This is a genomic window from Alicycliphilus denitrificans K601, assembly GCF_000204645.1.
GTDB classification, from domain to species: Bacteria; Pseudomonadota; Gammaproteobacteria; order Burkholderiales; family Burkholderiaceae_C; genus Alicycliphilus; species Alicycliphilus denitrificans.
This window is the reverse complement of the sequence record NC_015422.1, coordinates 213,507-227,347: the sequence shown is the minus strand read 5'-3', so window position 1 is coordinate 227,347 and position 13,841 is coordinate 213,507. Positions and strand designations below refer to the sequence as shown.

Below are 13,841 nucleotides of genomic sequence, written 5' to 3'. Positions count from 1 at the left end.
TGATTCATCAGCACAACTGAGCCAGTGATCACGTCGAATACTGAGCCACTGGGTTGATGGATGTTCTGGCTACTCGGTTGTGGATAAGTCTATCGGGTCTGCTGCTTTTCGATCTCCTTTCTGAGCTTTGTTGCGTTGCTTTGGCGGTGCCGCACCAGCGGCACTGGAATGCTTGAATCGCCAGCTCTCATTGCCTGTCTCCACGATGTGGCAGTGGTGCGTGAGTCGGTCGAGCAAGGCGGTGGTCATTTTGGCGTCGCCAAAGACGCTGCTCCATTCTGAGAAGGTGAGGTTGGTGGTGATCACCACGCTCGTTCGCTCGTACAGCTTGGAGAGCAGGTGGAACAGCATGGCGCCGCCCGACTGCGTGAACGGCAGATAGCCCAGTTCATCCAGGATCACCAGATCGACGTACATCAGCCGGTGTGCCAACTGCCCGGCCTTGCTCTGCGCCTTCTCCAGCTCCAGGGCGTTGACCAGTTCCACCGTGGAGAAGAAGCGCACCCGCTTGCCATGCATGCGGATCGCCTCGATCCCCAGGCTGGTGGCCAGGTGGGTCTTGCCTGTGCCGGGGCCACCAACCAGCACCACGTTGTGCGCCGACTCCACGAAGCGAAGGGTGTGCAATTGGCGCACCAGCGCCTCATCGAGCTGCGCGTGGGCGAAGTCAAAGCCGGCGAGATCGCGGTGCGATGGGAAGCGCGCCACGCGCATCTGGTAAGCCATGGAGCGCACCTCGCGCTGCGCGGTCTCTGCCTTGATGAGCTGGTGCAGCACGGCCTCGTGATCCAGCGACTTCATGCGTGCAGTGCCCAGCACCTCCGGCCAGGCACTGGCCATGCCGTGCAAGCCCAGAGCCTTGAAGGCATCCATGAGGTCATGCATGCTCGGACTCCGGTGAGGCCTCTTGAGGCTGGGCGTTGCGCAGCGCGTCGTAGCGCTGCAGGTTGGCCAGTGGCGGCGTGTTGAGCGTGAGCATGGTGGCCACCGGTGGCTCAGGCATGCGCTGCTCCTGCAAGCGCGAGAGCACGTTGAGCACGTGCTCGGCACTCACCCGCCCCGACTGCAGTGCCAGCTCCACCGCCACAAGCACGGCTTCGAGCCCATGCAGGCTCACGCCCATGAGCACCTGCGCCATCACCCTGTCGCCACCGCTGTGGCGCAGCAACTGGCGCTGCAACTCCTGCAGGGGTTCGGGCATGGTCTTGAAGGGCGCGCCGTTGCGCAGCGCGCCGGGCTTGCGCTCGATCAGCGCGATGTAGTGCATCCAGTCGTAGAGCGTCTGGTCCCGCTCGAAGCTGCGCTGCAGGCGCACCTGTCGCCCATCGGGACCGACCACCAGCAGGCCATCTGCGTAGGCCCGCAGACTGACCACCGCGTGGATCCACTCGCATGGCACGCTGTAGCGGTTGCGCTGGAAGTGGATCAACGAAGTGGCAGAGACCCGCACCGGCTGCTCCACATAGCCATCAAACGCCCGGGGGTTGGGCATGAGGCGTGCACGTTCGTCCTGCCAGACGTCGGCCACCGTGAGGTGCCCCCACTCTGGGTGACTCATCTCGCCCCAGGCCTTCACACAGGCTTGCTCCAGCCAGTCGTTGATCTCGTCAAGCGATCCCCAGCGCCGCTCACTGGCCTCACGCCAGATGTCCTTGCGCCGGTCCTGGACGTTCTTCTCGACGACGCCCTTCTCCCAGCCGGCGGCCCGGTTACAGAACTCCGGCTCGAACAGGTAGTGCCCGGTCATGGCCTCGAAACGCGCATTGACGCTGCGCTGCTTGCCCTGGCCGACCTTGTCGACCGCGGTCTTCATGTTGTCGTAGATGCCCCGGCGGGGCACGCCACCGAAGAGGGCGAACGCCCGTGCGTGGGCATCGAACAGCATCTCGTGCGCCTGGCTGTAGTAGGCCACCAGACAGAAGGCGCGACTGGCCGCCAGCTTGGTGTGTGCCACCTCCAGGCGGCGGCGCAGACCGCCGATGAAGAGGTACTCGCAGCTCCAGTCGAACTGGAATGCCTCGCCCAACTCGAAGCTCAGCGGCACGAACCCCGCGCCGCGTGACGCGTTGCCTTGCTCTTGCTGCCAGCGCTGGGCAAAGGCGTACACCGGCCCCCAACTGCCGCTGTAGCCCTGCGCCCGCAGCGCTTCAAACATCGCCTTGATCCCGCGCCGATCGCGTTTGCTGCGTATGCGGCTGGCGAACCCATCTTGAATGAGGTGGTAAGGCTGAGCAAGATCGTGTGCACGCAACATTGGCGTGGACACGATGCTCAAAGACCCTCAGACCCCGCGCTATGCGCAGCGGCGCACGCACCGCACCTACACCCCGCAATTCAAGGCCGAGCTGGTGGCTGCCTGCCGACAGCCAGGCGCATCGGTCGCGGCGGTGGCCCTGCAACATGGCATGAACGCCAACGTGCTACACCGCTGGCTCAAGGAATGGGCGCAGGGATTTCACCGTCTTGAAGCTGGCGTCAGCACTGCAGTCGTTGCTTCCCCACCCCCGGCCTTTATCCCCATCGACCTGAGCGCAGTACCGCCGGCGTCTGCTGGTGAGCTGCCATCCGCGTCCTTGCCAACGCCAGCGGACGGCATCCGCATCGAATGCCAGCGCCCCGGCATGTCCGTGACCGTGCACTGGCCCTTGTCTGGCGCCGCCGAGTGCGCCCAGATGCTGCGGGAGTTGTTGCGGTGATCCGTATCGATGAGGCCTGGCTGGCCACCACCCCGCTGGACATGCGCGCGGGCACGGACACGGCCCTGGCGCGGGTGATCGCCACCTTCGGCGCGGCCCACCCGCACCATGCCTACGTCTTCGCCAACCAGAGAGCCAATCGCCTGAAGGTCCTGGTACATGACGGTGTGGGGCTGTGGCTGGCCGCGCGCCGGCTGCACCAGGGCAAGTTTGTCTGGGCACCTGCGGGCAGTCCGAACGTGGCGTTGGAACACGCCCAGCTCAACGCCCTGGTGCTGGGCCTGCCCTGGCAGCGTGTGGGCTCGCAAGGTGCCATCAGCGTGGTCTGAATCGTCGGCGCAAGGGCGTGGCCGTGGCAATCGGGAGATGCGTCAATGGCTGGACCCAGGGTGAGCGGGCACACTGCCAGCCATGGTGATCGACGAGCAAGCCCTGAGCGAACTGGACGCAGAGCAACTGCGCGAAGTGACCCAGCGCCTGCTGGCCGAACTGCGTCACCAGCGCGCGCTCAACGAGAAGCTCACCTATGAGTGCGCGCTGCTCAAGCGGCTGAAGTTCGCCGCCCAATCCGAGCGGCACAGCGCCGATCAGAAGAGCCTGCTGGAAGACGAGATCGATGCCGACCTGGCGGCGGTCGCTGTCGAGATTGAGCAACTCCAGCCGCCTGCGGCTGCGCCCGAAGCCAAGCAACAGCCCAAACGCCAGCCGCTGCCGGCCCACCTGCCGCGCCGCGAAATCCGCCACGAGCCTGAGTCGACCACCTGCGCCTGTGGCTGCCGGATGCAGCGCATCGGCGAAGACGTGGCCGAGAAGCTGGACTACGTGCCCGGCGTGTTTACCGTGGAGCGCTACATCCGTGGCAAGTGGGCGTGCACCCAGTGCGAAACTATCACCCAGGCGCCGGTCGAGGCCCATGTGATCGATAAAGGCATCCCGACTGCCGGCCTGCTGGCCCAAGTGCTGGTGGCCAAGTACCAGGATCACCAGCCCTTGTACCGGCAGGAGAACATCTTTGGTCGCGCCGGCCTGGCGATTCCAAGATCCACCCTGGCGCAGTGGGTAGGCACCTGCGGTGCGCGGCTGCAACCGCTGGTCGATGCCCTGAAGGCCGAGGTGCTCGGCCACCGGGTGTTGCACGGTGATGAGACCCCGGTGGCCATGCTCAAGCCGGGCAGCGGTAAAACGCACCGGGCCTACCTGTGGGCCTATGCCCCGGGAGCGTTTGAAGCCACGCGGGCCGTGGTCTATGACTTCTGCGAGTCCCGCGCCGGAGAACACGCCCGCGCCTTTCTGGGGGACTGGCGCGGCAGCCTGATCTGTGACGACTATGCCGGCTACAAGGCCAGCTTTAGCCAGGGCGTGACCGAAGCCGGTTGCCTGGCACACGCCCGGCGCAAGTTCTTCGACCTGCACGCAGCGGGCAAGAGCCAGATCGCCGAATTGGCCCTGATGCAGTTCGCCCGGGTCTATGAGATCGAACGGCAAGTTCAGCCCCTGGCGGCACCAGAGCGGTTGCAGGTGCGCCAGCAGCACAGTCGGCCCATTCTGGACGCGTTGCACCAGTGGATGGTGCTGCAACGCCAGCAGGTGGCGGGCAACTCGGCGACGGCCAAGGCGCTGGACTACAGCCTCAAGCGCTGGGCAGCGCTCACGCGCTTCGTCGATGACCCGCAGCTGCCGCCGGACAACAATTGGATCGAAAACCAGATCAGGCCTGTGGCCCTGGGGCGCTCGAACTGGTTGTTCGCCGGCAGCTTGCGCGCGGGCCAGCGGGCGGCCGCCGTGATGAGCCTGATCCAGTCAGCGCGCATGAACGGGCACGACCCATATGCCTATCTCAAGGATGTGCTGACCCGGCTGCCCACGCACAAGGCCAGCCGGATTGAAGAACTGCTGCCGCATCGCTGGCAACCCATCGATATCTGATCATCAGCCATGGCCGCCAGCGGCGGTCAACATGGGTTTGCCGTGCGCTTACTTTGCTGCGATGGCTATCGGCCTTGAGCCATTGGCCCAACTGTTCCTTGTACGGTTCCAGGATGCTGGGGCCTGACACCCGCTGCGGGTATCGGGGTTCGGCCATCTGCCCGTCTTTGAGCCACTTGGTGGCTGTATTGCGCGAGATGCCCAGCCTGCGGCTGGCCTCGCGCACCGACACGTCCTGCCTCAGCACGAGGCGGCGCAACTTGCTCAATGTGCTCACGTTGATCACTCCTGCTCCCCCGTGCTGAAAAATTCAGCACGATAGAGCGGCAACGTGGCTCAGATTTCAACGTGAACGCGTCCCGAAATGGCCCAGATTTGGAAATGAATCAACAACAGGGTGTCCACCTGTGTTTGGCTGGTACAGAACCGCATGTAGACGCTGAACTGGCTCATCTCGAAGCCCAAGTCCAGCAATGCGTTGCGAAAGCCCGTGGCCGCGCGCCGCTCAGACTTTTCCACCACGGGCAAATCGAACATCACCACCATCCACATGAGCCGGTATCCGGAAAGCATGCCTCTAACAGGTCGTTTGAATCAGTCCGACTCGGAACTTCCCGCCAAGGCCAAAGGCAAACCCTGTAGAGGTAAATCGAGTTTCGTGCGCTCGCCTAAGTAGACCTGCGCGAGGGAGATGGCGAGTTTTTGCATGCAGACCATCACAGGCGTCACGCCCACGCTGGTCTGCATATCGTCATACAGCACACGCACAAGAGCGCGCTTGGTTTCCGGGGTGACGTGCGCTTCCCCCTGGGCCAGCAATTGCCACACCTTCAAATCCACCACGGGGCGGAAGGGCTCCATCAGATCATCCACCAAGCGCATGGCATTGCTATCGTTGCTGTGATGCAAGCCTATGCTCGGGTGCAAACCCGCAGCCACCACTGCCCGCGCCGTGGCCGAGCGCAGAATGGTGTAGCCATAGTTGAGCAGCGCGTTCACGCCATCACCGTTCTGGTCGCGGCGAAAGGTGTTACCGAATAGCAGGCCCCAGTAGCGGCGAGCGCCCTGCCCTTCGATGTTCTCCGGGTCGCCGCTTTTGACCTTACTCACCAGTGCAAGCAAAGGAGCGGTAGGGGCGGCAGCGGCCTCCAATGCGGCGGCCTGCTGCTCCAACTTGGACTTGACCACCGCCGCCCACAGGCGCTTGTGCACAGGCAGGCTGGCCGCGATCTGCGCCTCGATGCGCTTGGCTTGTACATGGTGACCGTCGATGGGCAGCAGCATACCCATGGCATTGTGGTTGGGGCCGCACAGCACAAACGGGGCGCCGCGTTCAGCGAGTGCCACGAGCAGGTTGTTGGTATAGGTCAGGCCGTGGGCGTTGGCGATGACAGCAGCAATGTCGTCCAGTGGCACCTGACCCAGTTCCTTGCGTTCACCTTCGGTGTCACGCACGACCAGGAAGCCGCGATTGACGAAGAGATGCCGCCGGTCGTCTGCGATTTCGACGATACGACCGATCATGGTCGTCAGCCCTTGAAACCGGGATCCCGCACTTCGCCAATGGGCGAGATGGTGACGCGACGGGTTTTGGCTTTTTGCAAGGAGCCCGCGTACTTGGAGGTGTAGGTAAAGGCATCTTGCTTGTCGGTATTTCGGGCATCCACATTGGCCTCATGAATGGGCGCCATGAAAATTTGCCCATTACTCCCACTAATCTTGACAATCCTCATCGTGCGCTCCGCTCCATCCACCTCCAGCCGCACACTGTCACCGATCACCAGCCGCATAATCAGTTTCCGCCCGTTCTGGCCCTCATGAGGATTGCGCAGGCGCCCCATTCCTCCCGCGCGCACGACGCCGTAGGCCCGGAAGGTCGAGATCACCTCCCCCTCCCACTTGCCTTTGTCGTTGACCGTGATCTCGATGCAGTAATTGCTCCCCCCCACATAGCCTTTGTAGGCCAAAGGCTGCCCATCCGCGCTCACGCCATGCCGCAAAGGCTGCGTGGCCTCGTGGATTCGGATCAGGTTGGAAATTTCGCGCCCGGCGCTGCCGTCAGCCTTGCGCCGCTGTTTGATAGAGCCGTCCTTACGGATACCGTAGGAGGTCTCTTCCATCATCGCGCCTTCGAAGCCATGGTCGGGCCGGTGGCTCACCCAGATATGGCGCACTGCACGCTCCACATGGTCGCGGTAGGTCGGCCAAGGCATGGGCATGCCGTCCACCAGGCGCGTGAGGCCGTCTCCGCGCGCCTGGGCACTGGCCGTGGCGAAACGCTGCATCAGCCCCTGATCCGTCACGCCGATCACGCAGGCATCCACGGCATGGTGCCGGTGGTCGTTGCGGTTCTTCTCGCCATCCAGGCCCAGCACGTCGTTGAGGCCGAATTTGCCGCGCAACAACGCCGTCAGCTGGCCTGGAATTACGCGCGTGCCGGGGCATACCAGCCGCAAATACTCGGCGGCCACGCGCGAGAGGTAGCGCGTGTCGTTCAACGCGCGGGCCAGGAAGTCCTTGTCATCGCCCAGCCAGCGCTCGTAACCGTCGGGCGCGAAGCGGTAGCGTTTGCGCAAGGGCATGCGCTCGGCACGCTGCAGGATGTCTTCATAGCTCCAGCCCTGTGCCTCGAATTCGGCACGCGCATCCCACGGCGTGCGATTGCGCTTGATGCGGTTGGCCTGGCGCATGGCGACGGTGCGGTTGTTCAGGCTGTCGTCCAAGGTCTTCGAAAAAGGCAGGATGTGCTCGACCTCCACCTCATCGCTCAGCAGCATGGCGGCGCTGATCTGCACGCCGCTGTAGGGGCAGCGCCGATCGGCCGCATCGAAGCTCAGCTCTTCCCAACAGATCCATTTCTGGATGTCACTGCCGCGTACCCGCTCTTCGCCGATGCCCAGCACCTCGGCAATAGACCGGCGAATGCGCGCATTACGCCGCTGGTTGTCGGCTTGGCGGCGCTGCGCTTCCACCTTCTGCTCACGGCTTTGCTTGAGGTCGCGCGCCAGTTCGATCACCACCTCGGTCGGCCGGCCGTAACGGCGAATCAGTGCATTGACCACCATGCGTACCTGGTTCAGGCCGATGTGCACCGTGGGGTTGGCGATCTTGCCGTAGCGCTTCTCATCCGGGTCCTCGGGCTTGCCGCTGCCAAAGGCCACGTGGCGCTGCAGCGCCTTGCCGTAATAGGGCAACTGCTTGAACACGGAACGGATCTCGCCCGTCTCCGGATGCACCAGGTCCTCCACTTCGCTCGCGTCGTATTCGAAGCCCAACTGGCTATGGTGGTCGAAGCCCGCGGCCTGCACCGCCTTGTCGTAGGTGATGACAGCGGCGCGCAGCGCAGGCACGATACGCGCGAGCGCCTTGCGGCTCAGGTTGCCATAGCCCTCGGGCAGGCTCACGTCGACGATGGCCTGCGCCCTGGCTTCGTCCACGCCAGTATGTGTCTGCAGCCAGGCGATCAGTGCGCCCTCGCCTTCCTCGGTCACCAGTTGCCAGACGATTTCGTCCTGCAGCGCTTCATCGAATCCGCTCCACGCGGCACCGAACAACTCTTTGCGCGCCAGTGCCGCGCTCGTGGCGTTGCCTTTGAGCTCCGTGCGCTTGGCATCCTCCAGGTTGAACTGCACGCTGCCCGAGAGTTTGAGCAGCTTGCGGATTTGCTCGAAGCTGAGTTTGGCCTTGGTTTCCAGCGCAGTTACCACGGCATCGCGCTGCGCCAGAGTGAGTGCGACTTCGCGCAGGTTCTCATCCAGCAGGCGCAGATGGTTGACCTCCTGGTGGATACGGAAGCGCTGCGTGCTCGGCAGCGCAAGCGGCGCGCGCTCTTCCTCGGGCAGCAGCGTGCAGCGGCCCGGCTTGACGGGGCGCAGGGGGCGCTGATGCAGCAACGTGTCCTTCAAGTCGGCGCGTGCCGCCTCGTGGAAGAGCGTGGGGTTGAATGCGGCCTGCGCGGCCCAGAGAGCATCGAATTCCTGTTCAATCATCGCGCGGTCGATGTAGAGGTCGTAGCTCTTGTCGATGCGCTTCTTGCCTTCCTCGGTGGTGTAAGGCTTCTCGCGGTAGCGTGCGCGCACGCCCTGCCCCTGCTGTAGTCGCGTCCACAGGTATTCGCCCACCGTGCGGCTGCCTTGTTCGGCCATCTGCTGGCGCAACTGGCCGATGGCCTTCTTGAGCACGCCGCTGTCGTTATCCTTCTTGTCCGTCTTGCGGTTGCTCTTGAAGCCGCGGCGCTGGTTGATATGGAATAACGCTCGCGCGAACTCTCCGGGGAGCAATGCTTCTTGCAGCCCTTTGGCACGCAGCGCGTAAGGATTGAGTTGCTCCAGCGCCTTGCGTTTGCCCGCATCTGCCGGAAAGAAACCGTGCTCCACCAGCTTGGCTTGCATGCGCGTCTTGCGCTTGAGCAGCCGGTCGCGGCGGCGGCGCATGGCCCGGGCCGCACGGCGGGTGACGGCGAGCGAAGAGCCGTCCTTGGGATTGCGGCCATCGCTGAAAATGCGCACGCCAGCCTTGATGACCGCCGTGGGCCTATTGCATGCGTCTAGCCGGAAAAGCGCCCATCCCAACGAGGTGGATCCCAAATCAAGTGCCAGGCGGTAGCGCAAACTCCGCATACGTTTCCCTCTCCATCAAAAAACACTTGCATGTTGTAACCAATTTAGTTATATTGCAACCACTCAGTTCACTGGGATATGCGCTCTGACCGCTAACAAGCTGAAAGATGCACCAAATGGAAAGCCCCGCATGCGGGGCTTTCGTCTTTTGGGAGTGTCTATCCCAGGTTAGGCGCCAGCCTGCGGCGCAGTTCCTCGACGTCCATGCCGCGGCGCGCGGCCATGTCCTGCACCTGGTCGTCGCCGATCTGGCCCACCACGAAGTAGGTCGCCTGCGGGTGCGCCAGGTAGAAGCCGCTGACGCTGGACGCCGGGAACATGGCCATGCTCTCCGTCAAGTCCATGCCGATCTCGCGCGCCTGCAGGGTGTCGAACAGGGCGATCTTGGCCGTGTGGTCTGGGCAGGCCGGGTAGCCGGGCGCGGGGCGTATGCCCTGGTATTTTTCCTTGATGAGGTCTTCGTTGCTGAGGCTCTCGTCTGCGCCATAGCCCCACAGGTCCTTGCGCACGCGCTCGTGCAGGCATTCGGCGAAGGCTTCGGCCAGGCGGTCGGCCAGGCCCTTGAAGAGGATGTTGCTGTAGTCGTCGAGCGCGTCGAGGAACTCTTTTTCCTTCTTCTCTGCGCCTATGCCCGCCGTGACGGCGAACATGCCGGCGTAGTCGGCAATGCCCGACTCCTTGGGCGCGACGAAGTCGGCCAGGCTCCGGCTGGGGCGCAGCCGGCCTTCGGCGTCCACCTGCTTTTCGGTCTGCTGGCGCAGGCCGTACCAGGTCATGAGGACCTGGGTGCGCGTCTCGTCGGTGTAGAACTCGATGTCGTCGCCCACTCTGTTGGCGGGGAACAGGCCGATCACGCCGTTGGCCTGGAGCCAGCGGCCCTCGATGATCTTCTTGAGCATGGCCTGGCCGTCGGCGTAGACCTTGCGCGCCTCCTCACCCACGACATCGTCGTCGAGGATGGCCGGGAACGCCCCCGCCAAATCCCAGGTCTGGAAGAACGGGCCCCAGTCCAGGTACTTGGCGATCTCGGCCAGGTCGAAGTTGCGGAACACGCGGCGGCCCAGCGCGCGCGGCACGACCGGGACATAGTCCAGCCGCGCGGCGTTGGCGCGCGCCTTTTCGATGGGCCACAGCGGCACCTTCTTCTTTTTGGCGTGCAGCTCGCGCACGTGGTCGTAGTCGGCCTGCACCTCGGCCAGGTAGGCGTCCTTACCCTCGCCCAGCAGGCTCTGCGCCACGCTCACGCTGCGCGAGGCGTCGGGCACGTAGACCACGGGGCCTTCGTACTGCGGCGCGATCTTGACGGCGGTGTGCACGCGCGAGCAGGTGGCGCCGCCGATGAGCAGCGGGATCTTCTTGATACGGAAATAGTCGTCCTTGTGCATTTCGCCGGCGACGTACTGCATTTCCTCCAGGCTCGGCGTGATGAGGCCCGACAGGCCGACGATGTCCGCGCCCTCGGCCTTGGCGCGCGCCAGGATCTCGTGGCAGGGCACCATCACGCCCATGTTGATGACCTCGAAGTTGTTGCACTGCAGGACCACGGTGACGATGTTCTTGCCGATGTCGTGCACGTCGCCCTTGACGGTGGCGACGACGATCTTGCCCTTGCTCGACACGTCCAGGCCCGCCGCCTCCTGCTGGCGCTTTTCTTCCTCGATGTAGGGAATCAGGTGCGCCACGGCCTGCTTCATCACGCGCGCGCTCTTCACCACCTGGGGCAGGAACATCTTGCCGGCGCCGAACAGGTCGCCGACGATGTTCATGCCGTCCATGAGCGGGCCTTCGATGACGTGCAGCGGGCGGCCGCCCCCCTGCACCACGATCTGCTGGTAGGCCTCCTCGGTATCTGCGACGATGAAGTCGGTGATGCCGTGCACCAGCGCATGCGCCAGGCGCTCGCCCACGGGGCGGGGGTTGTCAGGCGTGCCGCGCCATTCGAGCTTCTTGCTGTCGTCCTTGGCCGCGCCCTTGGCGGCCTCGGCGATCTCCAGCAAGCGCTCGGCCGCGTCGGGGCGGCGGTTGAGCACCACGTCCTCCACGCGCGCGCGCAGCTCGGGGTCGAGGTCGTCGTAGACGCCGACCATGCCGGCGTTGACGATGCCCATGTCCATGCCGGCCTTGATGGCGTGGTACAGGAACACGGTGTGGATGGCCTCGCGCACGGGGTCGTTGCCGCGGAAGCTGAAGGAGACGTTGGACACGCCGCCGCTCACCTTGGCGCCCGGCAGGTGCTGCTTGATCCAGCGCGTGGCCTCGATGAAGTCCACGGCGTAGTTGGCGTGCTCCTCGATGCCCGTGGCGATGGCGAAGATGTTGGGGTCGAAGATGATGTCCTCGGGCGCGAAGCCCACCTCATCCACCAGGATGCGGTAGGCGCGCTGGCAGATCTCGGTCTTGCGCGCGAAGGTGTCGGCCTGGCCCTGCTCGTCGAAGGCCATGACCACGGCGGCGGCGCCGTAGCGCTTGATGAGCTTGGCCTGGCGCTTGAACTCCTCCACGCCCTCCTTCATGCTGATGGAGTTGACGATGCCCTTGCCCTGCAGGCAGCGCAGGCCGGCCTCGATGACCTCCCACTTGGAGCTGTCCACCATCACCGGCACCTTGGCGATGTCGGGCTCGGACGCGATGAGGTTCAGGAAGCGCACCATGGCGGCCTTGCTGTCGAGCATGGCCTCGTCCATGTTCACATCGATGACCTGGGCGCCGTTCTCCACCTGCTGGCGCGCCACCGACAGGGCCTGCTCGTACTGCTCGCCCAGGATCATGCGCGCGAAGGCCTTGGAGCCCGTGACGTTGGTGCGCTCGCCGACGTTGACGAACAGGCTGCCTTCGCCAATAAAAACCGGCTCCAGGCCGGACAGCTTCATGGGGGGCGGGGTTACGGCGGACATCAGACTCACCTGTGCAATCGGTTCTCAGGGACAGGCGAGCGTCGTTGCCAAGAGAAAAGCCCCAAGCCTGACGGGAGGTCGCCCAGCCCGCTGCAACGCTCCTTGGGGAAACACGGATTCTATCGTTTCACTCGCCCGCCAGCGTGCCGGGCCGTGCGGCTGCGCGGGGCTTCTCGAAGCGGTAGAACAGGTTGGGCTCGGAGACGATGAACAGGCTGCCGTCCGGCGCCAGCGCCAGCCCCTCAGGCTGGGGGATCTTGCGTGCCAGCCCGTGCAGGCCGCGCCACAGCGGCAGCAGGCTCACCGGCATGCCCCGCGGGTCGTACTCCACGACCATCGCAGACTCCTCGCTGAGCAGCAGCAGGTTGCCCGTGGGCGCATGCGTCGTGACCGAGGCCAGGTCATTGATGAACAGCGCCCCCCAGTCCTGCCGGAGCCATATGGGCTCCACCCGGGGGTTGCCCCGCAGGCTCAGCAGCCGCAGCGGCCACTTTTCCTGGCCCACCAGCAGGCGCTGCGCGGATTCGTCCCACGACACGGTCTCCACCCCCAGGTTGCTGTGCAGCGTGTCCAGCGGCAGCCGCACCAACTCGCGGGCCTGGACTTCGCGGCTGTCCGGCCCGATGTCCACGGCATACAGCGCGTTGTGGCGCCCCCCGGAGAGCATGAAGCGCCCGCCCTCGACATGCGCGATGCCCTCCGTATCCTGCGCGCCGCTCACGCGGATGATTCGCAGCACCTCGCCCTCCACGCTCAGCTCCACGATCTGTGCAGGGCTGTTGGTGGAGGCAAACAGCGTGCCCGTGCCATTGTTGAAGGTGAGGCCGGACAGGTTCTTCTCCACGCCGCGCAGCGGCCGACCCTGGATCGTGGCCTGGTAGGCCGGCAGCCACAGCGAAACGGGGCGCAACTGCGCTTCCTGGCGCAGGCTCTGCCCCCAGTAGTACGTCATCGCTGGCAGCTGGAAATAGACCCCCAGCGCAGCGCCAACGACCAGTGCCGCCAGCAGGGCGCAGCGCGGCATGCGGGAAGAAGTCTGGGCCAGGGGCATGGCATTAGTCATACCGACCCTCAGCGCCCGCCCATCAAGCGGAGATAGCTATCAAAATTCAAGCAGGCTGTGCCGACGCCGGCAGGCCGAAGATGCGGTCGAAGGCCCAGTTGAAGAGGTAGGTGTAGACGAGGAAGAACAGCAGCAGCCCCGCTTCCATCAGCGTGGCCTCCCACAGGCTCACGCCGAACCACCAAGCCATGAGAGGAATGAGCGCCAATGCCAGGCCGCCCTCGAAGCCCATGGCATGCACCACACGGCGCATCGCCGAGCGGCCCTTGACGCTCTGGCGTGCCTCCCATTTCTCGAACAGGTGGTTGAAGGTGACGTTCCAGACGATGGCCAGCGTCGAGGCCACCACGGCCATGGCGCCCGATGCGCCCGCACCCTGGCCTATGGCCATGAACAGCAGGCTGGAGGCAAGGATGGCGATCAGCTCGTACAGGGAGACGAAGACCAGGCGGCGCCAGGGGCCCTGCAGGCCACGGGCCGTACGCGTTGCATTCATGGCGCGGCAGTATAGGTGCGCAGCCTGCGCCGCGCCCGGCCAGGGTTTTGCCGGGGCCGGCCTATTGCCAGGGATCGCCGCAGGGTCTATGCATCGGCTGCATTACAGGCATACAGATACGTGTTGGACAGCACAGGTACGCAGGCA

Annotated in this window: 11 protein-coding genes, 1 pseudogene and 1 riboswitch; of the genes and pseudogenes, 3 read left to right on the top strand and 9 right to left on the bottom strand. The window is 64.6% G+C overall.

The genetic code is table 11. From position 1 onward, the window contains the following. Positions 1 to 69 precede the first annotated feature (69 nt). Positions 70 to 885, bottom strand: a complete 816-nt coding sequence (gene istB, locus ALIDE2_RS01005) for an IS21-like element helper ATPase IstB (RefSeq protein ID WP_013721199.1) — start codon at positions 883 to 885, stop codon at positions 70 to 72. Continuing rightward, the gene (gene istA, locus ALIDE2_RS01000) at positions 878 to 2,254 is read right to left on the bottom strand and encodes an IS21 family transposase (RefSeq protein WP_274427540.1); all 1,377 of its coding nucleotides are present in this window, start codon (positions 2,252 to 2,254) and stop codon (positions 878 to 880) included. Before istA ends, istB begins: the two co-directional genes overlap by 8 nt. Before the next feature lie 13 nt (positions 2,255 to 2,267). Between istA and tnpA the strand changes: the two genes are divergently transcribed. The 3 genes from tnpA (at position 2,268) to tnpC (ending at position 4,622) form a co-directional block, all read left to right on the top strand. Beyond that, the gene (gene tnpA, locus ALIDE2_RS00995; RefSeq protein WP_013516301.1) at positions 2,268 to 2,696 is read left to right on the top strand and encodes an IS66-like element accessory protein TnpA; all 429 of its coding nucleotides are present in this window, start codon (positions 2,268 to 2,270) and stop codon (positions 2,694 to 2,696) included. Further along, the gene (gene tnpB, locus ALIDE2_RS00990; RefSeq protein ID WP_013516300.1) at positions 2,693 to 3,025 is read left to right on the top strand and encodes an IS66 family insertion sequence element accessory protein TnpB; all 333 of its coding nucleotides are present in this window, start codon (positions 2,693 to 2,695) and stop codon (positions 3,023 to 3,025) included. Before tnpA ends, tnpB begins: the two co-directional genes overlap by 4 nt. An 82-nt stretch (positions 3,026 to 3,107) precedes the next feature. Continuing rightward, positions 3,108 to 4,622: an IS66 family transposase gene (tnpC, locus tag ALIDE2_RS00985; protein ID WP_013516299.1), complete on the top strand. Its 1,515-nt coding sequence runs from the start codon at positions 3,108 to 3,110 to the stop codon at positions 4,620 to 4,622. A 40-nt stretch (positions 4,623 to 4,662) separates the two neighbouring features. On the opposite strand, the pseudogene ALIDE2_RS24890 reads toward tnpC, so the two are convergent. From ALIDE2_RS24890 to ALIDE2_RS00955, 7 genes and pseudogenes are all read right to left on the bottom strand, one after another. Continuing rightward, positions 4,663 to 4,899: pseudogene (locus ALIDE2_RS24890) on the bottom strand (helix-turn-helix domain-containing protein); the annotation flags it as partial. Between the two features lie 59 nt (positions 4,900 to 4,958). Beyond that, positions 4,959 to 5,168, bottom strand: coding sequence for a CRISPR-associated endonuclease Cas2 (gene cas2 / locus ALIDE2_RS00980; RefSeq protein ID WP_274427686.1), 210 nt, complete (start codon positions 5,166 to 5,168; stop codon positions 4,959 to 4,961). A 48-nt stretch (positions 5,169 to 5,216) separates the two neighbouring features. Beyond that, the gene (gene cas1, locus ALIDE2_RS00975) at positions 5,217 to 6,146 is read right to left on the bottom strand and encodes a type II CRISPR-associated endonuclease Cas1 (protein WP_013517128.1); all 930 of its coding nucleotides are present in this window, start codon (positions 6,144 to 6,146) and stop codon (positions 5,217 to 5,219) included. 5 nt (positions 6,147 to 6,151) lie between these two features. Further along, positions 6,152 to 9,241, bottom strand: a complete 3,090-nt coding sequence (gene cas9 / locus ALIDE2_RS00970; RefSeq protein ID WP_013517127.1) for a type II CRISPR RNA-guided endonuclease Cas9 — start codon at positions 9,239 to 9,241, stop codon at positions 6,152 to 6,154. Between the two features lie 158 nt (positions 9,242 to 9,399). Then, the gene (gene metH / locus ALIDE2_RS00965; RefSeq protein ID WP_013517126.1) at positions 9,400 to 12,135 is read right to left on the bottom strand and encodes a methionine synthase; all 2,736 of its coding nucleotides are present in this window, start codon (positions 12,133 to 12,135) and stop codon (positions 9,400 to 9,402) included. Between the two features lie 29 nt (positions 12,136 to 12,164). Continuing rightward, a riboswitch (S-adenosyl-L-homocysteine riboswitch) is annotated at positions 12,165 to 12,245 on the bottom strand. Between the two features lie 17 nt (positions 12,246 to 12,262). Further along, positions 12,263 to 13,186: an SdiA-regulated domain-containing protein gene (locus ALIDE2_RS00960; RefSeq protein WP_158307687.1), complete on the bottom strand. Its 924-nt coding sequence runs from the start codon at positions 13,184 to 13,186 to the stop codon at positions 12,263 to 12,265. 58 nt (positions 13,187 to 13,244) lie between these two features. Further along, positions 13,245 to 13,694, bottom strand: a complete 450-nt coding sequence (locus ALIDE2_RS00955; RefSeq protein WP_013517125.1) for a PACE efflux transporter — start codon at positions 13,692 to 13,694, stop codon at positions 13,245 to 13,247. Between the last annotated feature and the right edge of the window lie 147 nt (positions 13,695 to 13,841).